Consider the following 23,943-nt stretch of genomic DNA (forward strand, 5'->3'; position numbering starts at 1 on the left):
TCACCGTTTGCTTTTGATGATGGTGCCCAGGCCTTGCAGGTAGGCAACCAGGGCGTCCATTTCGGTCTTGCCCTTGACCGCGTCGCGGGCACCGGCGATGTCTTCATCGGTGTACGGCGTGCCGAGGGTGCGCAGGACTTCCATCTTCTTCACCGTGTCCTTGCCATCGAGCTTGTTCTCCACCAACCATGGGTAGGCCGGCATCTTCGACTCGGGCACGACGTTGCGCGGGTTGTACAGGTGAGCACGGTGCCAGTCGTCGGAGTAACGACCGCCGACGCGGGCCAGGTCCGGGCCGGTACGCTTGGAACCCCAGAGGAATGGGTGGTCCCAGACGCTTTCACCGGCGACCGAGTAGTGGCCATAGCGTTCGGTTTCGGCACGGAACGGCCGGATCATCTGCGAGTGGCACTGCACGCAGCCTTCGCGGATATAGATGTCGCGGCCTTCGAGCTCAAGCGCGGTACGCGGCTTCATACCCTCGACCGGCTTGTTGGTGACGTCCTGGAAGAACAGAGGGACGATCTGGGTCAGGCCGCCGATGCTCACGGCGATGACCATGAAGAAGGCCAGCAGGCCGATATTCTTCTCGACTACTTCATGCTTCATCAGTGAGCTCCAACTACAGCGATCTGAGCGGCGGCTTCAGCTTCGGCCGGCTTCGAGGCGCGTACGGTACGGAAAACGTTGTACGCCATCAGCAGCATGCCGGAGGCGAAGAACGCACCGCCCAGGGCGCGGACGATAAAGCCCGGGTGGCTGGCCTGCAGGGCTTCGACGAAGGAGTAGGTGAGGGTGCCGTCGTCGTTGATTGCACGCCACATCAGGCCCTGGGTGATGCCGTTGACCCACATCGAGGAGATGTACAGCACGGTACCGATGGTCGCCAGCCAGAAGTGCGCGTTGATCAGGCCGGTGCTGTGCATCTGCTCGCGGCCGTAGACCTTCGGAATCATGTGGTACAGGGCGCCGATCGAAATCATCGCTACCCAGCCAAGGGCACCGGCGTGTACGTGGCCGACGGTCCAGTCGGTGTAGTGCGACAGCGAGTTGACGGTCTTGATCGCCATCATCGGACCTTCGAAGGTCGACATGCCGTAGAACGCCAGCGAAACCACGAGGAAGCGCAGGATCGGGTCGGTACGCAGCTTATGCCAGGCGCCCGAGAGGGTCATCATGCCGTTGATCATGCCGCCCCAGCTTGGCGCCAGGAGGATGATCGACATGGCCATGCCCAGCGACTGCGCCCAGTCCGGCAGGGCGGTGTAGTGCAGGTGGTGGGGACCTGCCCAGATGTACAGGGTGATCAGCGCCCAGAAGTGCACGATCGACAGGCGATAGGAGTAGATCGGGCGCTCGGCCTGTTTCGGCACGAAGTAGTACATCATGCCGAGAAAGCCCGTGGTCAGGAAGAAACCTACGGCGTTGTGGCCGTACCACCACTGGATCATCGCATCGGTAGCACCCGAGTACGCCGAGTAGGACTTGAACAGGCTGACCGGCAACGAGGCGTGGTTGACGATGTGCAGCATCGCGGTAACCACGATGAAGGCGCCGTAGAACCAGTTACCGACATAGATGTGCTTGGTCTTGCGCTTGACGATGGTGCCGAAGAACACCACGCCGTAGGTGACCCAGACAATGGCCAGCAAAATGGCGATCGGCCATTCCAGCTCGGCGTATTCCTTGGTCGTGGTGTAGCCCAGCGGCAAGGTAATGAGCGCACCGACGATGACCGCTTGCCAACCCCAGAAGGTGAAGGCCGCGAGGCTGTCGGAAATCAGTCGCGTCTGGCAGGTTCGCTGCACGACATAGTAGGAAGTGGCAAACAGTGCACAACCACCGAAGGCGAAGATCACCAGGTTGGTGTGCAATGGGCGAAGGCGTCCGAAGCTCGTCCACGGCAGGTCCAGGTTCAGCTGGGGCCAGACCAGTTGCGAGGCGATGAAGACACCAAGCCCCATGCCAAGGATCCCCCAGACCACCGTCATGATGGCGAACTGGCGGACGACCTTATAGTTATAAGCAGTCGGACTGATTGCTGTGCTCATTCTAAGGTTCCACGGTTTGGGTGTTTTTATAGGGTAAAAATCGGCGCAAGTATGTATAAACCGTGTGGTTATTGCAACGCGATGGCGCCCGCGCCGATCCTTGCCAAAGCCTGTTCCACGGCGGTTTCGAGCCTTTGTGGTGGGCAAATTGTACACAATTAATTATCTGATATGTGTACCAAAATTTGATTTTTCGTCTATGGCAAAGGCTTTCGATGAGCGCGTGCGCAGTACCGTTCATCACTCGCCGATCGGCGCTTGAGTCGGCCCCATCAGCCTTTGCGCAGAACCGCTGGCGAAAAATGCCCCAAAAAGGTGCAAACACACCGGCTGTTTCAGTCGCTGTGGCAACAAGCTTAGTTGTGATCGAGGGGGGTGCAAGGCGGGGGCAGGGCGGGGTGCGACACTTGGTCGCAAGGGCGAAGGGAACCGCCGCATCGGGTGCCGATGCGGCGGTTTGAGTCAAGGCTCAGTTACTCAATCGTTTTACTTGGCAGACAGGCTTTCGCCTTGTGCAGGTTGCTCCTGGGACAGGCTGTAGACATAGGCGGCCAGCAAGTGGACCTTGTCGTTGCCCTGGATCGCTTCCTGGGCAGGCATCTGGCCCTGGCGGCCGTAGCGGATGGTCTGCTGCAGTTGGGCGAAGCTTGAGCCGTAGATGAACGCGGTCGGGTGGGTCAGGTCCGGTGCGCCCATGGCCGGGGTGCCTTTGCCTTGTGGACCGTGGCAGGCCACGCAGTTGGCGGCAAACAGCTTCTCGCCGTTGGCCGGATCCGCCTTGGCTTCCTGCGGCAGGCTGCGGCCATCGAGGTTGGTCAGCACGAAGGCGGCAACGTCGGCAACGCCTTGTTCGCCAATCACGTCGGCCCAGGCCGGCATTACCCCGTGACGGCCGCCCATGATGGAGGCCTTGATGGTTTCCGGCTCGCCACCCCAGCGCCAGTCCTTGTCGGTGAGGTTAGGGAAGCCGTAGGCACCCTTGGCGTCGGAACCGTGGCAAACAGCGCAGTTGGAGGCGAACAGACGGCCGCCCATTTTCAGCGCCTGCGGATCCTTGGCCACTTCTTCCACCGGCATGGCGGCGAACTTGGCGAAGATCGGTCCGAACTTGGCGTCGGCCTTGTTCATTTCCTTTTGCCATTCGTTGGTCTGCGTCCAGCCGTCCTCATAGCCCGGCAGGATGCCTTTCCAGTTGCCCAGGCCTGGATAGAGGATCAGGTAGCCGACCGAAAACACCAGGGTGGCGACGAACAGCCAGAACCACCACTTGGGCAGCGGGTTGTCGTACTCCTCGATGCCGTCGAAGCTGTGGCCCATGGTCTGGTCGGTGGTGCCTTTGGTTTCGCCCTTGCGGGTGCCCAGCAGCAGCCAGGTCAGGCCGATCAGGCTACCGATGGTCAGTACGCAGATGTACGTACTCCAGAAGGTGGTCATTGCCCGTTACTCCTCGGTTCGGGTTCGTTGGCGGCAGGTGCCAGGCGGTCGTCGGCAAACGGCAGCAGGCTGGCTTCGGCGAATTCACGGTCACGCCGGCCGTTGAACACCCACAGCGACAGGCCAATGAAGGCGATGGCCACCAGCAGGGTGCCCAGGCCGCGCAATTGGCCGATATCCAGTGTGAAGTCCATGGCCCTTACCTCTTGTTCTTGATCGCGGTGCCGAGCACCTGCAGGTAGGCAACCAGTGCGTCCATTTCGGTCTTGCCCTTGAGCGACTCCACCGCGCCGCTGATGTCGGCGTCGGTGTACGGCACGCCGAGGGTGCGCATGGTGCTCAACTTGGTCTCGGTGTGGCTGCTGTCGACCGGGTTGGCGACCAGCCATGGGTAGGCCGGCATCTTCGACTCGGGCACGACGTTGCGCGGGTTGTACAGGTGCGCACGGTGCCAGTCGTCGGAGTAGCGGCCACCGACGCGGGCCAGGTCCGGGCCGGTGCGCTTGGAACCCCAGAGGAACGGGTGGTCCCAGACGCTTTCACCGGCGACCGAGTAGTGGCCGTAGCGTTCGGTTTCGGCGCGGAACGGACGGATCATCTGCGAGTGGCACTGCACGCAGCCTTCACGGATGTAGATGTCGCGGCCTTCCAGTTGCAGCGCGGTGTAAGGCTTCATGCCTTCCACCGGCTTGTTGGTGACGTCCTGGAAGAACAGCGGAACGATCTGGGTCAGGCCGCCGATGCTGACGGCAAACACCATCAACAGCACCAGCAGGAAGACGTTCTTCTCGATTACTTCGTGTTTCATCAGGGTCTCCTCAGGCCAGCTGCGCAGCGGCAGGGGCGGTCGCGGCCACCGGGGCACGTACGGTGCGCCAGGTGTTGTAGGCCATCAGCAACATGCCGGTGAGGAAGATCGCCCCGCCGACGAAGCGCACGATGAAGCCTGGGTGGCTGGCCACCAGGGTTTCGACGAAGGAGTAGGTCAGCGTGCCGTCTTCGTTGACTGCGCGCCACATCAGGCCCTGGGCGATGCCGTTGACCCACATCGAGGCGATGTAGAGCACGGTGCCGATGGTCGCCAGCCAGAAGTGCGCGTTGATCAGGCCGAGGCTGTACATCTGCTCGCGGCCAAACACTTTCGGGATCATGTGGTACAGGGCGCCGATCGAGATCATCGCAACCCAGCCAAGGGCGCCGGCGTGTACGTGGCCGATGGTCCAGTCGGTGTAGTGCGACAGGGCGTTGACGGTCTTGATCGCCATCATCGGGCCTTCGAAGGTCGACATGCCGTAGAACGCCAGCGATACCACGAGGAAACGCAGGATCGGGTCGCTGCGCAGCTTATGCCAGGCACCCGAGAGGGTCATCATGCCGTTGATCATGCCGCCCCAGCTTGGCGCCAGGAGGATCAGCGACATGATCATGCCCAGCGACTGCGCCCAGTCGGGCAGGGCGGTGTAGTGCAGGTGGTGGGGACCTGCCCAGATGTACAGGGTGATCAGCGCCCAGAAGTGCACGATCGACAGGCGATAGGAATACACCGGACGCTCGGCCTGTTTCGGCACGAAGTAATACATCATGCCCAGGAAGCCTGCGGTCAGGAAGAAGCCTACGGCGTTGTGGCCGTACCACCACTGGACCATGGCGTCGGTGGCGCCACCGTACAGCGAGTAGGACTTGGTCAGGCTGACCGGAATTTCCAGGTTGTTGACGATGTGCAGAATTGCCACGGTGATGATGAACGCACCGAAGAACCAGTTACCCACATAAATGTGCTTGGTGGTGCGCTTCATCAGGGTGCCGAAGAACACCACGGCGTAGGCCACCCAGACAATGGTGATCAGGATGTCGATCGGCCATTCCAGTTCGGCGTACTCCTTGGAGCTGGTATAACCCAGCGGCAGGCTGATGGCAGCCAGCAGGATCACCAATTGCCAGGCCCAGAAGGTGAAAGCCGCCAGGCGTGGCGAGAACAGGGTGGTCTGGCAGGTACGCTGGACCGAATAGTAGGAAGCGGCGAACAGTGCGCAACCACCGAAGGCGAAGATCACCGCGTTGGTGTGCAAGGGTCGCAGGCGGCCGAAGCTGGTCCAGGGGAGGTCGAAGTTGAGCGAAGGCCAGACGAGTTGCGCGGCGAGAAAAACGCCGAGCCCCATCCCGACGATTCCCCACACCACCGTCATAATGGCGAATTGGCGGACCACCTTGTAGTTGTAGGCGGTACTGCTGGTTGTGTTCATGTATGGGTTCCCATCCACGGTTATAGGCAGACTAAACAGCGAGGCAAGCATGAGTAATGGGCAACTGGCCGGTATTGACGGGGATCAATGGGCGCGGCTGGTCAAAAGCCGCGGCTGGCTGTGGAATGCCCCGCAAAATCAGGGGGATGGCCAGCATTTGGGGTGCCTGATCCTGGCCCATGGCGCGGGTGCGCCGATGGACAGCGGGTTCATGGAGGAAATCGCGCAAAGGCTGGCGGAGCAAGGCCTGGGGGTGCTGCGCTTCGAGTTCCCCTACATGGCCCAGCGACGCATCGATGGTGGCAAAAGGCCGCCAAATCCCCAGGCCAAACTGCTCGAATGCTGGCGTGAGGTGTACAGCCAGGTGCGACCATTGGTCACTGGGACGCTGGCGATCGGTGGCAAGTCCATGGGCGGGCGCATGGCCAGTCTCGTGGCCGATGAGTTGGGCGCTGATGCGCTGGTGTGCCTGGGCTATCCGTTCTATGCCGCGGGCAAGCCGGAAAAACCACGGGTGGCGCATTTGGCCGGATTGCAGACACCGACCCTGATTGTTCAGGGCGAGCGCGATGCCCTGGGCAACCGGCAGACGGTGGAAGGTTATGCGCTGTCGTCAGCGATCGAGCTGTGCTGGCTGCAGGCGGGGGATCATGACCTGAAGCCGCTGAAGGCTTCGGGGTTCAGCCATGCCGATCATCTGGCGACGGCGGCGGACAGGATTGTCGCGTTTCTGAAGTGACGGGGCTGCTGCGCAGCCCATCGCTGGCAAGCCAGCTCCCACAAGGGTCGCAGTGAACAACTTGTGGGAGCTGGCTTGCCAGCGATGGGGTCGGCGCCTGATTCAGGCTTAACCGCGATACTCGCACAGGTAAGCCGTATCAACCGCCACCTTGAGCTGGAACTTGCTGTTGGCCGGGACATTGAACTGGCTGCCGGCGCTGAACGTTTCCCAGTTGTCGCTGTCTGGCAGTTTGACCGTCAACGCACCCGAGACCACGTGCATGATTTCGCGCTGGGCAGTGCCGAACTCGTATTCGCCCGGGGCCATTACGCCAACCGTGGCCGGACCTTCAGCGGTGCCGAAGGCGATCGACTTGACCGTGCCATCAAAGTACTCGTTGACTTTAAACATGGGCGACTCCTGAACAGGGGCTAAAAAGGCAGGCCAGTATGCCCAAGGCCCGCAGCGTCGTCATCCGCTTTCAGGTGCCATTGGCCGGCAGGGTCAGGGGCAGCAGGCGGGCAGTGTTGCGCGCGTCTTCCAGGGCGCGGTGCTGCTGTCCGCTGAACTGCAGGCCGGCCAGTTGCAACGCGCCATTGAGGCCCAGCGGGCGCTGCAGCTGGCGGGCCTTGGCGAAGCGTTGCTTGAGGTTGATGTGCGGCAGGGTCTGCAGCAGGCTGGCGAGCTGGTACTGCTGCCACTCCTGCAGCAGTTGCTTGCGGTCGTAATCGCCCCAGCTGACCCAGCCCTCCAGGTGCTTGGCATGATGGCCGAGCCAGCGCTCGAACTGCGCCCAGACCTCGGTGAAGGTGGCCGCAGTGTCGACGTTGGCCTGGCTGATGTGCGTCAGTTCACGGCAGAACGGCGTCAGTTGCGGACGCCGGCGCGGGCGCACGAAACGCTGGAAATGCCCGACTTCACGGCCCTGGCGATCCACCAGGGTCGCGCCGATTTCGATGATTTCCATATCCGTGACCGGCCAGCCGCCATCGTCTGTGGTTGCTTCAAGGTCGATCACCAGCCAATGGCCCATAGTAGGCTCCCATACAAGACTCGATAGAGCGTAGCCAAACTCGGGCGCGGCGGGTATCCCCTGGCGTTTTGCCTGCTGCGCTTGGCATAACCGACAGTTGTGCAACGCCCGGAAAACGCCTAGCTTAGGCGGATTCCGGTTCAAATCCGCAAAGAGTGTGTTGCTTTGAGTTCGACGCCCATGCCACAGGCCGTGCCCTTGCTGTTCATGCTTGCCGCGACCTGGCTGTCGCCCTCAGCCTGGGCAGCAGAGGAAATCGAGGTCAAGGTCGGCGCAGCGCATTTTCCACCCTATACCGTACGGCCCGAGCAGGGCGCCGATACCGGCCTGTTGCCGCAATTGATCGAGGCGCTCAACAACACCCAGCAACGTTATCGCTTCGTCCTTGTGCCGACCTCGATCCCGCGTCGTTTTGGCGACTTCCAGCAGGGGCGCACCGACATGGCGATCTTCGAAAACCCTGAATGGGGCTGGCAGCAGATCCCCCATGAAAGTGTCGACATGGGCCTGGAAGACGCCGAAGTCTTCGTCACCCATCGCCAGTCCGGCCGCGATCAGCATTACTTCAACGACCTCAAGGGCAAGCGCCTGGCGTTGTACAGCGGCTATCACTACGCCTTCGCCAGTTTCAATCCCGACCCCAAGTACCTGGCCGACACCTACAACGCGACCCTGACCTATTCCCATGACAGCAACCTGCTGATGGTTCAGCGTGGCCGCGCCGATATCGCCCTGGTGACCCGTTCTTACCTGAGCGATTTTCTCGTACGTAACCCGCAAAGCGCCGACCAGCTATTGGCCTCCGACCGGGTCGACCAGGTCTACCATCACTACGCACTGCTGCGTCCGGGTGCGCCGATCAGCGCGCCGGCGTTTGCCAGGTTGTTGCAGTCGCTGCGCGACAACGGCGCGATGCTGAAAATCTTCCAGCCCTATCGCATCAGCGTCAGCACGCCCAAGGGCGACTAAATTTGCCTGCACAGGCTACGTTCACAAGGGTGAGCCGATCATTCCTTCCGTGAGCCTCGATCATGCCATTCGATTCCGCTTCGCCGACTTTGTCCTTGCCGCGCTGGCGCAGCCTCAGCGCCGATGAAGGTGATTGCCACCTGAGCCTGGTACTTGAAGGCAGCCCGTTGGTGCGGGTGCGCCTGCAGCGGGGCGAGACCTTGCAGGTGCAGCTTGAAGACTACGCGCGCGACCGCGCGCAGCAAGCCCTGTGGGCTGTCTGTTACTGGTTGTTTGCACGCGACCCTGGTTGTCAGCGCCTGACCTGGCAGCTGCATGAAGCGCCGCAGGACGCCCTGAACAGCGGCTTGCTGGTCAGCACACCGAGCCCGGGCCAGTACCTGTGCGAACGCAGCCTGTTCTGGCAATTGCCACAACCCTGGCTCGGCCAGCCCTTCGCAGGCGTGTACCCGCAGCAGATGCAGCTCAGTGACGGCAAGCGCCATCCCCGCCGCGCACCAAAACCGCGTGGCGAAGTGTATCGGCGCTTCGATGCCCGGCTCGGCGCCTGGATCTCGTTACGTACCCTGGAAATCGATCAGGACCTGGAGCGTTTCAACCGCTGGCAGAACAACCCGCGGGTGCTCAACTTCTGGCAGGAGGGCGGCAGCCTCGAACAGCACCGTGACTACCTGAGCAAGCTCGAAGCCGATCCGCACAGCCTGACCCTGATCGGTAGCTTCGACGACCAGCCGTTCGCCTACTTCGAAGCCTACTGGGCCAAGGAAGACCGCATCGCGCCATTCTATGCGGTGGACGACTACGATCGCGGCATCCACATGCTGGTGGGGGAGGAGCAGCATCGTGGCCCGCACAAGGTCGCCAGCTGGTTGTCAGCGCTGGTCCACTACCTGTTCCTGGACGATCCGCGCACCCAGCGAGTAGTGGCCGAGCCACGTGCCGACAACGGCAAGATGATCGGCTACATGCACGAGCAGTGTTTTCATTGCGAGAAGGAGTTCGACTTTCCGCACAAGCGTGCGGCATTGATGATTCTGGGGCGGGAGCGGTTCTTCGAAGGTTGCAGGTTGCTTTGACCCTCAAGCGCGGCAAGCGGCATCACTACCCACTTGCCGCCTGAAGCTTGCAGCTTGTCGCTCTCAAACCCTCTGGCTTGAGACTTTCCGACAATGTACCAGGGCATCGCGAATCATGAAGTTGACCAGGGTCGGCGAGACGCCCAGTTCCTTGGCGATGTCTTTTTGTGGCACGCCGTGCAGGCGGTACATTTCGAAGGCGTAGCGGGTGCGCTGGGGCAGGTCGTTGAGCGCCTCGGCAATGTGTTCCAGGGTGGCGAAGTTGATATGCGTGGCTTCTGGCGAAGCCCCCTGGATAACGACGTTCAGGCCTTCCTCTTCGCTGCCGGAGTATTTGAGCTCCATGGCCTGCTTGCGGTAGTGGTCGATGGCCAGGTTGCGCACGATCTGGAACAGGTAGCTGAGCTGGGCCTTGAACGAGGAGGTGATCTGCGGCGCTGCGCTGAGCCGGAAGAAGGCATCCTGGACCACGTCTTCGGCCCGGGAGCGACAGCCGGTAATGCGCGCGGCAATCTTCACGAGGATGCTGCGGTTGTCGACAAACGCCTGGAGTAACGGTGAATCGCACTTACTTGTGGATAGTTGTTCCGCCATGGAAATCACCTTATCTCTAAGAGGGAAGTGGAGCGCTCCAGTTTCGGAGGCTTCCTACGACGTGCGACAAACTATTCGTAATGATAATTATTGTCAAATGCGAAAGTTAATAAGTCTCTATGCTTTTTGGTTCTAAGCTTTTACTTTGTGACCGGCTTCAAACTCCAGATTTTTTCACCCGGCCCGACCGGCTGCGCACGTCTTAATTATTTCCTCCGGCCATCCGTTCCTCTCTGTACATCCTCGGCTCCGGCAAGGCGCAACGCGGTGCCAGTGTGCCCGCCCTGCGCTGGCCGAGACCTGATTTCACGTACAGACTCTGGCAGGAACCCCTCATGACGGACGCCTTCGAACTCCCGGTTACGCTGGTCCAGGCGCTGGTTCAACGTGCTGCGCGCACACCCGACCGGGTTGCCTTGCGCTTTCTGGCCGAAGACCCGCGTGATCAAGCCGTGCTTTCCTATCACGACCTCGATCAGCGGGCGCGGACCATCGCCGCGGCTTTGCAGGCACGTACCGAGGTGGGGGACCGCGCCATCCTGCTGTTCCCCAGTGGCCCGGATTACGTCGCAGCGTTCTTTGCTTGCCTGTATGCCGGGGTGATCGCCGTACCGGCCTATCCGCCAGAGTCATCGCGCCGTCACCACCAGGAGCGCCTGCTGTCGATCATCGACGATGCCGAGCCGCGCCTGCTGCTGACCACCAGCGCCCTGCACGACAGCCTGCAGGCTCTCGAAGTGTTGGCCGGGCCCGGCGCGCCACAACTGCTGGCAGTCGACAGCCTGGCCGCTGAACTGGCCGCAGGCTGGCAGGCGCCGCCCCTGCAGGGCGACGACATCGCCTTTTTGCAGTACACCTCCGGCTCCACCGCATTGCCCAAGGGCGTGCAGGTCAGCCATGGCAACCTGGTAGCCAACGAAGTGCTGATCCGCGAGGGCTTCGGCATCGATGTGAACCCCGATGACGTGATCGTCAGCTGGCTGCCGCTGTACCACGACATGGGCCTGATCGGCGGCCTGCTGCAACCGATCTTCAGTGGCGTGCCCTGCGTATTGATGGCCCCGGCGTATTTTCTCGCCCGGCCGCAGCGCTGGCTGCAGGCGATCAGCGACCACGGCGGCACCATCAGCGGCGGGCCGGACTTTGCCTATCGCTTGTGCAGCGAACGGGTCAGCGCCGCGGCAATGGCCAGCCTCGACCTGAGTAAATGGCGGGTGGCCTATTCCGGCTCCGAGCCGATCCGCCAGGACAGCCTGCAGGCCTTCGCCGACAAGTTCGCCGCTTGCGGCTTTGTGCCGGAGAATTTTTTTGCCAGCTACGGCCTGGCCGAAGCCACGCTGTTCGTCAGCGGCAGCACCCGCGGCCAAGGTATTGGCGCACTGGAGCTTGATCGCCAGGCGCTGGCGCGCAACAGCGCCGAAGCGGGCCGGGGCATGGTGCAGATGAGTTGCGGGCGCAGCCAGCCGCTGCATGCGGTGCAGATCGTCGAGCCACTCGCGCTGGCACCGCTGGCCGACAACCAGGTCGGTGAAATCTGGGCCACTGGCCCGAGCATCGCCAAGGGCTACTGGCGCAACCCCGAAGCCTCGGCGCGCACCTTTGTCGAGCAGGGCGGGCGGACCTGGTTGCGCACCGGCGACCTGGGCTTCTTGCGTGATGGCGAGCTGTTCGTCACCGGTCGGCTCAAGGACTTGCTGATCGTACGCGGCCACAACCTCTACCCGCAGGACCTGGAAAAGACCCTGGAGCGTGAAGTCGAGGTGCTGCGCAAAGGCCGGGTGGCGGTGTTCGCGGTCGATGACTGCGGCGAGGAGGGCATCGGCGTGGCCGTCGAGGTCAGCCGCAACGTACAGAAAATCATCACCCCTGGGAGCCTGATCAAGACCCTGCGCCAGGTGATCGCCGATGCCTGCCAGCAGGCGCCGGCGGTGGTCCTGCTGCTCAACCCTGGCGCCTTGCCGAAGACCTCCAGCGGCAAGCTGCAGCGCTCGGCCTGCCGCTTGCGCATGGACGATGGCAGCCTCGATTGCTACGCGCGTTTCCCCGACCCGCAAGCAGCAGCGGTGGCTGATCAGGCGGTTGCGGCGACCAGTATGCAAGCCCGGGTTGCCCTCCTGTGGGGCCAATTGCTGGGCCTTGAGCAGATCGCCGCAGACGATCACTTCTTCCTGCTTGGCGGCAACTCCATCGCCGCCACTCAGGCCTGCGCGCACCTGGCCGATGAGTTGGGCATTGAACTGGGTGTGCGGGTGCTGTTCGAGGCGCCGACCCTGGCCGGCTTCAGCGCGGCAGTGGAGGCGTTGCAACACGACGGCGGTGTCGCCCGTGGCGCCATCAGCCGTCTCGACCGCGCCCAGGCGCTGCCGCAGTCACTGGCACAAAACCGCCTGTGGCTGACCTGGCAACTGCAGCCGCACAGTGCGGCGTACAACATTCCCGGCGCCCTGCGCCTGCGCGGCGAGCTGGACGAAGCGGCGCTGCAGGCCAGCTTCCAGGCCCTGGTCGCGCGGCACGAAGCCTTGCGCACGGTGTTTGCCGAGGAAGACGGCCAGGCCTTGCAGCGCATCCTGCCGAGCCAGGTGTTTAACCTGCAGCGCCTGGACCTGTCTGCCGCCAGCAGCCAGGACGTATTGGCGCAGCGCGAAGCCGAAGCCATGCAGCCCTTCGACCTGCAACAAGGCCCGCTGCTGCGCGTGACCCTGGTGCGGCTGGACAGCGAAGACCATCAGCTGTGGGTGACCCTGCACCACATCATCGCCGATGGTTGGTCGATGAATATCCTCATTGATGAGTTCTCGCGCCTGTACGCCGCCCATTGCCAGGGCCAGCAGGCCCGGCTGCCGGCCTTGAGCCTGGGCTACGCTGACTACGGCAGTTGGCAGCGCCAGTGGCTTGCCGAGGGTGAAAGTGCCCGGCAACTGGCGTACTGGAAGGAACGGCTTGGTGAGCAGCACGCGGTGCTGGACCTGGCTACCGACCACCCGCGCGCCAACCGCCAAAGCAACGCCGCCGCGCGCCTGAGCGTGCGCCTGCAGCCGACCCTGGCCGAAGCCTTGCGCAGCCTGGCCCGTGATCATGACGCAACGCTGTTCATGGTCTTGCTGGCCGGCTTTCAGAGCCTGCTGCATCGCTACAGCGGGCAGACCGACATCCGTGTCGGGGTGCCCAACGCCAACCGCCCGCGCCTTGAAACCCAGGGCCTGGTGGGCTTTTTCATCAACACCCAGGTGCTGCGCGCCGAGCTTGACTCACGCCTGCCGTTCAACCAGCTGTTGGCCCAGGTGCGCGAGCGCAGCCTGGAGGCCCAGGCGCATCAGGACCTGCCGTTCGAGCAACTGCTCGAAGCCTTCCCGCAAGCGCGCGAGCAGGGCCTGTTCCAGGTCATGTTCAACCACCAGCAGCGTGACCTCGGCGCCCTGCGGCGGCTTCCCGGGCTGCTGGCCGACGAGCTGCCGTGGCACAGCCGCGAGGCCAAGTTCGACCTGCAGTTGCACAGTGAAGAAGACCATCAGGGTCGCCTGAGCCTGTCGTTCGACTATGCCGTGGAGCTGTTCGATGCAGCGACCGTTGCGCGTATCAGCACACAGCTGGTCGCCTTGCTGGAGCAGGTCTGCGCGCAACCGCAAGTTGCCCTCGGCGCGCTGCAACTGCTCGATGCCGACGGCCGCGAGCAATTGCTCGCCTGGGGTCAGGCGCCAGCAGCGCCGGCACAACAGTGGCTGGTTGAGCAGCTCAATGAACAAGCCCGCCAGACCCCGGAACGCACCGCCCTGGTGTGGCAGGGCGGCAGCCTCGATTACGCCAGCCTGCACCAGCAGGCCAACCGCCTGGCCCATTACCTGCGCGACAAGGGCGTTGGCCCGGATGTGTGCGTGGCTATCGCCGCCGAGCGTTCGCCGCAACTGCTGATCGGCCTGCTGGCCATCCTCAAGGCCGGGGGGGGCTATGTGCCGCTGGATGTCGATTACCCTGCAGAACGCCTGGCCTACATGCTCGCCGACAGTGGTGCCAGCCTGCTGCTGAGCCACAGCGACGTGCTCGAGCGCCTGAGCCTGCCCGCAGATGTCAGCGCCATCGCCATGGACCGCCTCAAGCTCGACAGCTGGCCGTGCCAGCCACCGGGCCTGCACCTGCACGGCGACAACCTTGCCTATGTGATCTACACCTCCGGCTCCACCGGCCAGCCCAAGGGCGTCGGCAATACCCACGCGGCACTTGCCGAGCGCCTGCAGTGGATGCAGGACAGCTATCAACTCAATGACAGCGACGTGCTGATGCAGAAGGCGCCGATCAGCTTCGACGTGTCGGTGTGGGAATGCTTCTGGCCGCTGGTCAACGGTTGCCAACTGGTGCTGGCCGGCCCCGGCGAGCACCGTGACCCGCAGCGTATCGCCGAGCTGGTGCGCGAGCATGGCGTGACCACCTTGCATTTCGTCCCGGCCTTGCTCCAGGTGTTTGTCCAGGAGCCGTTGGCGGCACAGTGCAGCAGCCTGCGCCGGTTGTTCTCTGGCGGTGAGGCGCTGTCGGCCAGCCTGCGTGAGCGGGTGCTGCAGGTATTGCCGCAGGTGGCCCTGCACAACCGTTACGGCCCCACCGAAACCGCCATCAACGTTACCCACTGGCCGTGCAGCGCTGCCGACGGTACGCGTTCGCCGATCGGCCGGCCGCTGGCTAACGTACTGTGTAGGGTGCTCGACGATGAACTCGAACTTACCTCGCCCGGCGTGCCGGGTGAACTGTACCTGGGCGGCGTCGGTCTGGCCCGGGGTTACCTGGGACGCGCGGGACTGACCGCCGAGCGTTTCGTGCCGCAGCCCGATGGCGACGGCCAGCGCCTGTACCGCAGTGGTGACCGGGCGCGCTGGCTGGCTGACCTGGGGGCGCTGGAGTACCTGGGCCGCCTTGATCAGCAGGTCAAGCTGCGCGGTTTTCGGCTCGAGCCCGAAGAGGTCGAGGCTTGCCTGCTTAAGCAGCCCGGCGTCGAGCAGGCGCTGGTGATGATTCGCGACACCCCTGCCGGCCCGCAACTGGTCGGCTACTACAGCGGTATCGACGCGAGCGGGCAGATGCTGGCCGCCCTGGCCGAGCAATTGCCTGCCTATATGGTCCCGGCGCAACTGGTTCACCTGGCGCAGATGCCGCTGGGCCCGAGCGGCAAGATCGAGCGCAAGGCCTTGCCCGAGCCGCAATGGCAATCGCGTGAACACATCGAGCCGGGCAGTGCCCTGCAGCAGCAGATCGCCGCGATCTGGCGCGAGGTGCTGGGCATCCCGCGGATTGGCCTGCAGGATGACTTCTTCGCCCTCGGCGGCCACTCGTTGCTGGCCACCCAGATCATTTCCCGCACCCGCCAGGCCTGCAACGTCGAGTTGCCGCTGCGCACGCTGTTCGAGGCCAGCGAGCTGGGTACCTTTGCCGCCGCGGTAGAGGCGATCCAGCACAGTGGCGCGCGCAACCTGCAGGGCGAAATCCAGCGCATCGACCGTCGCCAGGCGGTGCCGCTGTCCTACTCCCAACAGCGTATGTGGTTCCTCTGGCAGATGGAACCCGACAGCCCGGCCTATAACGTCGGCGGCATGGCGCGCCTGAGCGGGGTGCTGGATGTCAGCCGCTTCGAGCAGGCGTTGCAGGCACTGATCGTGCGCCACGAAACCCTGCGCACCACCTTCCCGAGCATCGACGGCGTGCCGTACCAGTGCGTGGCCGAAGACAGCAACCTGCAGATGAGCTGGCTGGATTTTTCCAGTTATGGCGTGGTGGACCGCCAGCAACGCCTGCAGGCCTTTGCCGATGAGCAGGCGCACCAGCCGTTTGACCTGGAGCGCGGGCCGCTGCTGCGCGCCTGCCTGGTCAAGGCCGGCGAGCGTGAGCATTATTTCGTCCTGACGTTGCACCACATTGTCACCGAAGGCTGGGCCATGGACATCTTTGCCCGTGAGCTGGGCGAGCTGTACGAGGCCTTTGTCGACGAGCGCGAATCGCCGCTGCCCCCCTTGCCGGTGCAGTACCTGGACTACAGCGCATGGCAGCGCCAGTGGCTGGAGAGCGGCGAGCGTCAGCGCCAGCTCGACTACTGGCAGGCCAAGCTGGGCGATGAGCACCCGGTGCTGGAACTGCCTGCCGACCGCCCGCGTCCGGCGGTGCAAAGCCACCGTGGCGAGCTCTATCGTTTCGACCTGAGCCCGGAGCTGGCGGCGCGGGTGCGTGCCTTCAATGCCGAGCGCGGTCTGACCCTGTTCATGACCATGACCGCCACCCTGGCGGCGCTGCTGTACCGCTACAGCGGCCAGCGCGACCTGCGCATCGGCGCGCCGGTGGCCAACCGCATTCGTCCGGAAAGCGAAGGCCTGATCGGCGCCTTTCTCAACACCCAGGTGCTGCGTTGCCAGCTCGACGGGCAGATGCGCGTTAGCGAACTGATCGAGCAGGTACGCCAGACCGTGATCGATGGCCAATCCCATCAGGACCTGCCTTTCGATCAATTGGTCGAGGCCCTGCAGCCGCCCCGCAGCAGTGCCTACAACCCGCTGTTCCAGGTGATGTGCAACGTCCAGCGCTGGGAGTTCCAGCAAAGCCGGGAGCTTGCCGGCATGCAGGTCGAGTACCTGGTCAACGACGCCCGCGCGACCAAGTTCGACCTCAACCTGGAAGTCACCGACCTCGACCGCCGCCTGGGTTGCTGCCTGACTTACAGCCGCGACCTGTTCGACGAACCACGCATCGCACAAATGGCCGGCCACTGGCAGAACCTGCTGGTGGCGCTGCTGGGTGATCCCGAGCAGCGCCTGGGCGAGTTGCCGTTGCTGGCGGCGGTCGAGCAACAGGCGTTGTGCGACTCGCTCAAGGGTGACAACAGCCTGGCGCTGGATCAGACCCTTGAGCAGCTGTTCAGCGAACAAGCTGCGCGCCAGCCCGAGGCCCTGGCCCTGACCTTTGCCGGTCAGCACCTGAGCTATGCCGAGCTCGATGCTCGCGCTAACCAGTTGGCCCGGGTGCTGCGCGAGCGCGGCGTCGGCCCGCAGGTGCGTGTCGGCCTGGCCCTGGAGCGTTCGCTGGAACTGGTGGTGGGCTTGCTGGCGATCCTCAAGGCCGGCGGCGCCTATGTGCCGCTCGACCCTGAGTACCCGCTGGAGCGCCTGCACTACATGATCGAGGACAGCGGCATCGCCCTGTTGCTGGGCCAGCGGGCACTGTTCGAAGCCCTTGGCGAGTTGCCGGCCAAGGTCGGCCGCTGGTGCCTGGAAGACGACCGTGACGGCCTCGCCGCGTATAGCCGCGAAGCCTTGCCGTCGCTGACCCTGCCGGCCCATCAGGCCTACCTGATCTACACCTCCGGCTCCACCGGCAAGCCCAAAGGCGTGGTGGTCAGCCATGGTGAAATCGCCATGCACTGCCAGGCGGTGATCGAGCGCTTCGGCATGCGCAGCGACGACTGTGAGCTGCATTTTTATTCGATCAATTTCGACGCGGCCAGTGAGCGCCTGCTGGTGCCGCTGCTCTGTGGCGCGCGGGTAGTGCTGCGTGCCCAGGGGCAGTGGGGCGCGGAAGAAATCTGCACGCTGATCCGCGAGCAGCAGGTATCGATCCTTGGCTTTACCCCAAGTTACGGCAGCCAGCTGGCGCAATGGCTGGCCAGCCGCAACGAAGCGCTGCCGGTGCGCCTGGTGATCACCGGCGGTGAAGCACTGACCGGCGAGCACCTGCAGCGCATTCGCCAGGCCTTTACCCCGCAGCAGTTTTTCAACGCCTATGGCCCAACCGAAACCGTGGTCATGCCCCTGGCGTGCCTGGCCCCCGCGCAACTGGAAGCCGGCGCCGCTAGCGTGCCGATCGGCAGCGTGGTCGGTGCGCGCACCGCGTACATCCTCGATGCCGACCTGGCCCTGTTGCCGCAAGGCGGCATTGGCGAGCTGTACGTCGGTGGCACGTGCCTGGCCCAGGGTTACCACGAGCGCCCGGGCTTGAGCGCCGAGCGTTTTGTTGCCGATCCGTTCAGCGCCAATGGCGGGCGCCTGTACCGCACCGGCGACCTGGTGCGCCAGGGTGCTGACGGGCTGGTGGAGTATGTCGGTCGAATCGACCATCAGGTGAAGATTCGCGGCTTTCGTATCGAGCTGGGCGAGATCGAAACCCGCCTGCTCGAACACCCGGCGGTGCGCGAAGCCGTGGTGCTGGCCCTGGACATGCCCGGGGGCAAACAACTGGCGGGTTATCTTGTCTGCGACCAGGCCCTGGCGGATGCCACCGAACAGGCCGCGCTGCGTGATGCACTGAAGGCGCAGATGCGCCTGCAGCTGCCGGACTACATGGTGCCGACTCACCTGGTACTGCTTGAACAGCTGCCGCTGATGGGCAATGGCAAGCTCGACCGCCGCGCCTTGCCGGCGCCGGACCTGGAGCAGGGCCGCCAACGATATGAAGCGCCGCGCAGCGAGCTGGAACAGCAACTGGCGACGATCTGGCGCGAGGTACTGAACGTTCAGCAGGTCGGCCTGCAGGACAACTTCTTCGAACTGGGCGGTGACTCGATCCTGTCGATCCAGGTGGTCAGTCGTGGGCGTCAGGCCGGGCTGCATTTCACCCCGCGCGATCTGTTCCAGCACCAGACCATCCAGACCCTGGCGACCGTGGTCAGCCGCAGCGAAACCAGCCAGATCGATCAGGGCCCGCTGAGCGGCCGCGCGGCGTTGACGCCGATCCAGCACTGGTTCTTCGACAGCGATGTGCCGCACCCTCAGCACTGGAACCAGGCGGTATTGCTGGCACCCGCCGAGCGTGTGCACGGCAAGCCCCTGGAGCAGGCCTTGCAGCAGTTGCTGCAGCAGCATGATGCCTTGCGCCTGCGCTTCACCCAGGCAGGTGGTCAGTGGCACGGTGAATACGCCCAGGCCGACCAGCGCGAGTTGCTCTGGCAGGCCTCGGTAGCCGACCTGGGCGACTGCCAGGCGCTGTACAGCGATGTCCAGCGCAGCCTCGACCTGGCAGACGGGCCGCTGCTGCGCGCCTTGCTGGTCGAAGACGGCGAGGGCCGCCAGGGCCTGTTGCTGGCGATCCATCATCTGGTGGTCGATGGTGTGTCGTGGCGGGTGTTGCTGGAAGACCTGCAAGCGCTGTACCGCGGTCAGCCGCTGGCGGCCAAGACCCGCGCCATGAGCGACTGGGCGGCGCGCCTGCTGGCTTATGCCGGCAGCGACTCGCTGCGTGACGAGCAACGCTGGTGGCAAGCGCAACTGAGCCGCGCCAGCCGCGAACTGCCCTGCGATCACCCGCAGGGGGCGAACCTGCACCAGCAGGCGCAGACCCTCAGCGTACAGTTGGACGCGACCCATACCCGGCAATTGCTGCAGGAAGCGCCCGCTGCTTATCACACCCAGGTCAACGACCTGCTGCTGACCGCCCTGGCTCGCGTGCTGTGCCGCTGGAGCGGCGACAGCTCGGTGTTGGTGCAACTGGAAGGCCACGGTCGGGAGAACCTGTTCGAAGACATGGACCTGACCCGCAGCGTCGGCTGGTTCACCAGTGCCTATCCGCTGAGCCTGAGCCCGCATAACGTCGAAGAGGCGGCTGGGCAGGGCGCTTCGATCAAGGCCATCAAGGAGCAATTGCGCACGGTGCCGCACAAGGGCCTGGGCTACGGTGTGCTGCGCTACCTGGCCGATGCGCCGGTGCGCGAAGCCATGGCCGCGTTGCCCCAGGCGCGGATCACCTTCAATTACCTGGGCCAGTTCGACCAGCAGTTCCAGGCCGGCGCGCTGTACCAGCCGGTGGATGAAAGCGTCGGGCTTGCCCATGCGCTGGAGGCGCCGCTGCCCAACTGGCTGAGCGTCGATGGCCAGGTGTACGGTGGTGAGTTGCAGTTGCGCTGGACCTTCAGCCGTGAGCGCTATGACCAGGAAACCATCGAAACCCTGGTCGAAGCCTACCGGCTCGAACTGATTGCCCTGATCGAGCATTGCCTGGCGCCGGGCACTGGCAGCTTCACGCCATCGGACTTCCCGCTGGCGCAATTGAGCCAGGAGCAGATCGATGCCTTGCCGGTCGCCGCTGCACAAATCGACGACGTCTATCCGCTGACGCCGATGCAGGAGGGCCTGCTGCTGCATACTCTGCTGGAGCCGGGCACCGGCATCTACTACATGCAGGACCGCTACCGGATCAACAGCGCGCTGGACCCGCAGCGCTTTGCCCAGGCCTGGCAAGCGGTGGTTGGCCGTCACGAAGCCTTGCGCGCCTCGTTCTGCTGGAACGCCGGCGAGGCCATGCTACAGATCATTCACAAACCGGGGGCGACGGCGGTCGACTATCAAGACTGGTCGGGTATCCCTGAAGCTGAACAGGAAGCGCGCCTGCAGGCATTGCACAAGCACGAGCGCGAGGCCGGTTTCGACCTGCTTCAGCAGGCGCCGTTCCACCTGCGCCTGGTGCGGGTGGGCGAGGACCGCTACTGGTTCATGATGAGCAACCACCACATCCTCATCGATGCCTGGTGCCGTTCGCTGCTGATGAATGACTTCTTCGAGATCTACCTGGCCCTGGGCGAGGGCCGTCAGGCGCAACTGCCGGTGCCGCCGCGCTACCGCGACTACATCAGCTGGCTGCAGCACCAGGACCTGGACGAGGCGCGCCAGTGGTGGCGCAACAACCTCGAAGGTTTCGAGCGCAGCACCGCAGTGCCCAGCGACCGGCCATTGCTGCGTGACCATGCGGTGGAAAATGCCGGGATGGTCGTCGGCGATTGCTACACGCGCCTCGATGCCACCGATGGCGCCCGCTTGCGCGAGCTGGCCCAGGCTCATCAGCTGACCATCAACACCTTTGCCCAAGCCGCCTGGGCGCTGGTGCTGAGCCGCTACAGCGGCGAGCGCGACGTGGTTTTCGGCGTCACCGTGGCGGGTCGGCCGGTGAGCATGCCGCAGATGCAGCGTACGGTCGGGCTGTTCATCAACAGTATCGCCCTGCGGGTAAAACTGCCGGCCGCGGGCGAGCGCTGCAGCGTGCGCCAGTGGCTGCAAGGCCTGCTGGAACGCAACATGGAACTGCGCGAGTACGAGTACCTGCCGCTGGTGAGCATCCAGGAATGCAGCGAACTGCCCAAGGGCCAGCCGCTGTTTGACAGCCTGTTCGTGTTCGAGAACGCGCCGGTGGAGGTTGCCGTACTCGATCGCGCACAAAGCCTCAACGCCAGTTCCGATTCCGGGCGCACCCACACCAACTTCCCGTTGACCGCGGTCTGCTACCCGGGCGATGACCTGGGCCTGCATTTGTCGTTCGACCAGCGCTACTTCGACACTGCCACGGTCGAGCGCTTGCTGGCCGAATTCAAGCGCCTGCTGCTGGCCCTGGCCGACGGCTTCCAGGGCGAGGTCAGCGAGTTGCCATTACTCGGTGAAGCCGAGCGCAGCTTCTTGCTCGACGACTGCAACCGCAGCGAGCAGGCCTACAGCCTTGAGCAAAGCTACGTCGAGCTGTTTGAGGCGCGGGTCGCCGCGCATCCGCAACGCACTGCCGCGCGCTGCCTGGAACACTCGCTGAGTTACTTCGAGCTCAACCGCCAGGCCAACCGCCTGGGCCATGCGCTGGTGGCCGCCGGCGTGGCAATCGATCAGCCAGTGGCGCTGCTGGCTGAACGCAACCTGCCGCTGCTGGGCATGATCGTCGGCAGCTTCAAGGCCGGCGCCGGTTACCTGCCGCTGGACCCTGGCCTGCCGGGTGCACGCCTGCAGCGGATCATCGAACTCAGTCGTACCCCGGTGCTGGTGTGCAGCGCAGCCTGTGCCGAGCAGGGCCGTGCTCTGCTTGATGAGCTCAGCTGTGCCGGGCGGCCGAAGTTGCTGGTCTGGGAGCAGGTCCAGGCAGCCGCCGGGCCGGATGCTAATCCAGGTATCTACAGCGGGCCGGACAACCTTGCCTATGTGATCTATACCTCAGGCTCCACCGGCCTGCCCAAGGGGGTGATGGTCGAGCAGCGCGGCATGCTCAACAACCAGTTGAGCAAGGTGCCGTACCTGCAACTGGACGAGCAGGATGTGATTGCCCAGACCGCCTCGCAAAGTTTCGATATCTCGGTCTGGCAGTTCCTCGCCGCACCGCTGTTCGGGGCCCAGGTAGCCATCGTGCCGAACGCCATTGCCCACGACCCGCAAGGGTTGCTGGAACACGTGCAGGCTACCGGCATTACCGTACTGGAAAGCGTGCCGTCGCTGATCCAGGGCATGCTCGCCAGCGAGCAGCAACAGCTCGATGGCTTGCGCTGGATGCTGCCGACGGGCGAAGCGATGCCGCCGGAGCTGGCTTGGCAGTGGCTGCAGCGCTACCCGCACATCGGCCTGGTCAATGCCTATGGCCCGGCCGAGTGTTCCGATGACGTGGCGTTCTTCCGCGTCGATGCTGCCTCGACCCGTGGCAGTTACCTGCCAATCGGTACGCCGACCGACAACAACCGCCTGTACCTGATTGGCGACGATCAGCAACTGGTGCCGCTGGGCGCCGTCGGTGAGTTGTGTGTGGCCGGTACCGGCGTCGGCCGGGGCTATGTCGGCGACCCGCTGCGCACTGCGCAAGCGTTCATCCCGCACCCGTTCGGCGCACCGGGCGAGCGCCTGTATCGCAGCGGCGACCTGGCGCGCCGGCGGCCTGACGGCGTGCTCGAATACGTCGGCCGTATCGACCATCAGGTGAAGATCCGCGGCTACCGCATCGAGCTGGGCGAGATCGAAGCGCGCCTGCATGAGCAAAGCGAGATTCGCGATGCGGCGGTCGGCGTGCAGGACGGGGTCAATGGCAAGCACCTGGTCGGCTATCTGGTGGCCAGCACTGCGGGTGCCGATACCAGCGTGCTGCTGGAGCAAGTCAAGCAGCGCCTGCGTGCCGAGTTGCCGGAGTACATGGTGCCGCTGCACTGGGCCTGGCTCCAGCAACTGCCGCTCAATGCCAACGGCAAGCTCGACCGCAAGGCCTTGCCGGCCATCGACATCGGCGCCCAGCACAGCCAGGCCTACCTGGCGCCGCGCAGCGAACTGGAGAGCACCCTGGCCGGGATCTGGGCCGAGGTGCTCAAGGCCGAGCGGGTCGGGGTGCGCGACAACTTCTTCGAGTTGGGCGGGCATTCGCTGCTGGCCACCCAGATCGCCTCGCGGGTGCAAAAGGTGCTGCAACTGAACGTGCCGCTGCGGGCGATGTTCGAGTGCAGCACGGTCGAGGAGCTGGCGACCTATGTCGACAGCCTGAAAGCCAGTGAGCTGAGCGATGACAAGGTCGACCGTCTCAGTGACCTGATGGCTGAACTCGAAGCGCTGTAGGGCTTCAGGCCGGGGTGGGGCTGTTGCGCTGCAGGTCGTGCTTGAGCAAGGCGACTGAAGCGGCCAGCAGCACGGCGTCCTTGATCAGGAAGGACGTCGCCCCGCCCATGGCCGGGAACCCGCCAGCACTGTTCTCCCAGCCGCCCGGAGTGGTAACGATCAGGGTCAGGGTGGTGGCGTAGGTGAGCACCGAGCCCAGGGCGCCGATCACCGCCAGCCGTGGTTGCCAGATGCCGGCCAGCAACGCCGCGCCAATCGCCCATTCCGCCACGCCCAGCGCATAGCTGGCGCCGTGGATGCCAAAGGCCAGGTGCAGCCAGGACAGCAACGGGCTGTTGTCGATCAGCGGGATCAGGGCCTGGGCTTCGTAATCGAACCACTTGGCATAGCCAAAGCCGAAGAAAATCAGGATCAGGCTCCAGCGCAGCAGCTGGATGTCCAGGGAGGAGCGGATGAAGCGGTCAAGGTAGGCAGGGCGGGTCATGGCGAGGTCCTGTGGTGGGATGAGGCAGGTATCCTCAAGA

The 23,943-nt window shown here is 64.1% G+C and carries 14 protein-coding genes; 4 read left to right on the top strand and 10 right to left on the bottom strand.

Going from position 1 to position 23,943, the window contains the following annotated elements:
• The 6 genes from ccoO (UB48_RS20730) to ccoN (UB48_RS20755) form a co-directional block, all read right to left on the bottom strand.
• Positions 1-609 carry a cytochrome-c oxidase, cbb3-type subunit II gene (gene ccoO / locus UB48_RS20730; RefSeq protein WP_036994387.1) on the bottom strand — a complete coding sequence of 203 codons (609 nt, stop codon included), beginning with the start codon at positions 607-609 and terminating at the stop codon, positions 1-3.
• Positions 609-2,051, bottom strand: a complete 1,443-nt coding sequence (gene ccoN, locus UB48_RS20735) for a cytochrome-c oxidase, cbb3-type subunit I (protein ID WP_038993873.1) — start codon at positions 2,049-2,051, stop codon at positions 609-611. The genes ccoO (UB48_RS20730) and ccoN (UB48_RS20735) overlap by 1 nt, the downstream gene beginning before the upstream one ends.
• 486 nt (positions 2,052-2,537) lie before the next feature.
• Positions 2,538-3,485 (bottom strand): cytochrome-c oxidase, cbb3-type subunit III, encoded by a 948-nt coding sequence (gene ccoP, locus UB48_RS20740; RefSeq protein ID WP_045200477.1) that lies wholly within the window; start codon positions 3,483-3,485, stop codon positions 2,538-2,540.
• Positions 3,482-3,679: a CcoQ/FixQ family Cbb3-type cytochrome c oxidase assembly chaperone gene (locus UB48_RS20745; RefSeq protein ID WP_010225988.1), complete on the bottom strand. Its 198-nt coding sequence runs from the start codon at positions 3,677-3,679 to the stop codon at positions 3,482-3,484. Before UB48_RS20745 ends, ccoP begins: the two co-directional genes overlap by 4 nt.
• A 5-nt stretch (positions 3,680-3,684) precedes the next feature.
• Positions 3,685-4,293 carry a cytochrome-c oxidase, cbb3-type subunit II gene (ccoO, locus tag UB48_RS20750; RefSeq protein WP_038996265.1) on the bottom strand — a complete coding sequence of 203 codons (609 nt, stop codon included), beginning with the start codon at positions 4,291-4,293 and terminating at the stop codon, positions 3,685-3,687.
• Between the two features lie 10 nt (positions 4,294-4,303).
• Positions 4,304-5,728, bottom strand: coding sequence for a cytochrome-c oxidase, cbb3-type subunit I (gene ccoN / locus UB48_RS20755; protein WP_038996264.1), 1,425 nt, complete (start codon positions 5,726-5,728; stop codon positions 4,304-4,306).
• Positions 5,729-5,777: 49 nt separating this feature from the next.
• On the opposite strand from ccoN (UB48_RS20755), the gene UB48_RS20760 reads away from it, so the two are divergent.
• Positions 5,778-6,467: an alpha/beta family hydrolase gene (locus UB48_RS20760; protein ID WP_045200480.1), complete on the top strand. Its 690-nt coding sequence runs from the start codon at positions 5,778-5,780 to the stop codon at positions 6,465-6,467.
• 108 nt (positions 6,468-6,575) lie between these two features.
• Here UB48_RS20760 and UB48_RS20765 read toward each other — a convergent pair whose 3' ends face one another.
• Together UB48_RS20765 and UB48_RS20770 are read right to left on the bottom strand one after the other, a co-directional pair.
• Complete coding sequence (locus UB48_RS20765) at positions 6,576-6,860, bottom strand: pyrimidine/purine nucleoside phosphorylase (protein ID WP_010225980.1); 285 nt, start codon at positions 6,858-6,860, stop codon at positions 6,576-6,578.
• 70 nt (positions 6,861-6,930) lie between these two features.
• Positions 6,931-7,482, bottom strand: coding sequence for an exonuclease domain-containing protein (locus UB48_RS20770; RefSeq protein ID WP_045200482.1), 552 nt, complete (start codon positions 7,480-7,482; stop codon positions 6,931-6,933).
• Between the two features lie 207 nt (positions 7,483-7,689).
• On the opposite strand from UB48_RS20770, the gene UB48_RS20775 reads away from it, so the two are divergent.
• Both UB48_RS20775 and UB48_RS20780 read left to right on the top strand, forming a co-directional pair.
• Positions 7,690-8,451 (top strand): ABC transporter substrate-binding protein, encoded by a 762-nt coding sequence (locus UB48_RS20775; protein ID WP_045200574.1) that lies wholly within the window; start codon positions 7,690-7,692, stop codon positions 8,449-8,451.
• Between the two features lie 62 nt (positions 8,452-8,513).
• On the top strand, positions 8,514-9,527 hold the full coding sequence (locus UB48_RS20780) for a GNAT family N-acetyltransferase (RefSeq protein ID WP_045200484.1): 1,014 nt from the start codon (positions 8,514-8,516) through the stop codon (positions 9,525-9,527).
• Between the two features lie 63 nt (positions 9,528-9,590).
• On the opposite strand, the gene UB48_RS20785 is transcribed toward UB48_RS20780, so the two are convergent.
• On the bottom strand, positions 9,591-10,121 hold the full coding sequence (locus UB48_RS20785; protein ID WP_045200486.1) for an RNA polymerase factor sigma-70: 531 nt from the start codon (positions 10,119-10,121) through the stop codon (positions 9,591-9,593).
• Between the two features lie 335 nt (positions 10,122-10,456).
• On the opposite strand from UB48_RS20785, the gene UB48_RS20790 reads away from it, so the two are divergent.
• The gene (locus tag UB48_RS20790) at positions 10,457-23,419 is read left to right on the top strand and encodes a non-ribosomal peptide synthetase (RefSeq protein WP_045200487.1); all 12,963 of its coding nucleotides are present in this window, start codon (positions 10,457-10,459) and stop codon (positions 23,417-23,419) included.
• A gap of 4 nt (positions 23,420-23,423) precedes the next feature.
• On the opposite strand, the gene UB48_RS20795 is transcribed toward UB48_RS20790, so the two are convergent.
• Positions 23,424-23,903: a YkgB family protein gene (locus tag UB48_RS20795; protein WP_045200489.1), complete on the bottom strand. Its 480-nt coding sequence runs from the start codon at positions 23,901-23,903 to the stop codon at positions 23,424-23,426.
• Positions 23,904-23,943 lie beyond the last annotated feature (40 nt).

This window comes from Pseudomonas sp. 2(2015), from assembly GCF_000955865.1.
In the GTDB taxonomy this organism is placed as follows: Bacteria; Pseudomonadota; Gammaproteobacteria; order Pseudomonadales; family Pseudomonadaceae; genus Aquipseudomonas.

Excerpts from the sequence above, each read along its gene's own strand:
- ccoO (WP_036994387.1), bottom strand. The coding sequence starts at position 609 with ATGAAGCATGAAGTAGTCGAGAAGAATATCGGCCTGCTGGCCTTCTTC.
- ccoN (WP_038993873.1), bottom strand. The coding sequence starts at position 2,051 with ATGAGCACAGCAATCAGTCCGACTGCTTATAACTATAAGGTCGTCCGC.
- ccoP (WP_045200477.1), bottom strand. The coding sequence starts at position 3,485 with ATGACCACCTTCTGGAGTACGTACATCTGCGTACTGACCATCGGTAGC.
- UB48_RS20745 (WP_010225988.1), bottom strand. The coding sequence starts at position 3,679 with ATGGACTTCACACTGGATATCGGCCAATTGCGCGGCCTGGGCACCCTG.
- ccoO (WP_038996265.1), bottom strand. The coding sequence starts at position 4,293 with ATGAAACACGAAGTAATCGAGAAGAACGTCTTCCTGCTGGTGCTGTTG.
- ccoN (WP_038996264.1), bottom strand. The coding sequence starts at position 5,728 with ATGAACACAACCAGCAGTACCGCCTACAACTACAAGGTGGTCCGCCAA.
- UB48_RS20760 (WP_045200480.1), top strand. The coding sequence starts at position 5,778 with ATGAGTAATGGGCAACTGGCCGGTATTGACGGGGATCAATGGGCGCGG.
- UB48_RS20765 (WP_010225980.1), bottom strand. The coding sequence starts at position 6,860 with ATGTTTAAAGTCAACGAGTACTTTGATGGCACGGTCAAGTCGATCGCC.
- UB48_RS20770 (WP_045200482.1), bottom strand. The coding sequence starts at position 7,482 with ATGGGCCATTGGCTGGTGATCGACCTTGAAGCAACCACAGACGATGGC.
- UB48_RS20775 (WP_045200574.1), top strand. The coding sequence starts at position 7,690 with ATGCTTGCCGCGACCTGGCTGTCGCCCTCAGCCTGGGCAGCAGAGGAA.
- UB48_RS20780 (WP_045200484.1), top strand. The coding sequence starts at position 8,514 with ATGCCATTCGATTCCGCTTCGCCGACTTTGTCCTTGCCGCGCTGGCGC.
- UB48_RS20785 (WP_045200486.1), bottom strand. The coding sequence starts at position 10,121 with ATGGCGGAACAACTATCCACAAGTAAGTGCGATTCACCGTTACTCCAG.
- UB48_RS20790 (WP_045200487.1), top strand. The coding sequence starts at position 10,457 with ATGACGGACGCCTTCGAACTCCCGGTTACGCTGGTCCAGGCGCTGGTT.
- UB48_RS20795 (WP_045200489.1), bottom strand. The coding sequence starts at position 23,903 with ATGACCCGCCCTGCCTACCTTGACCGCTTCATCCGCTCCTCCCTGGAC.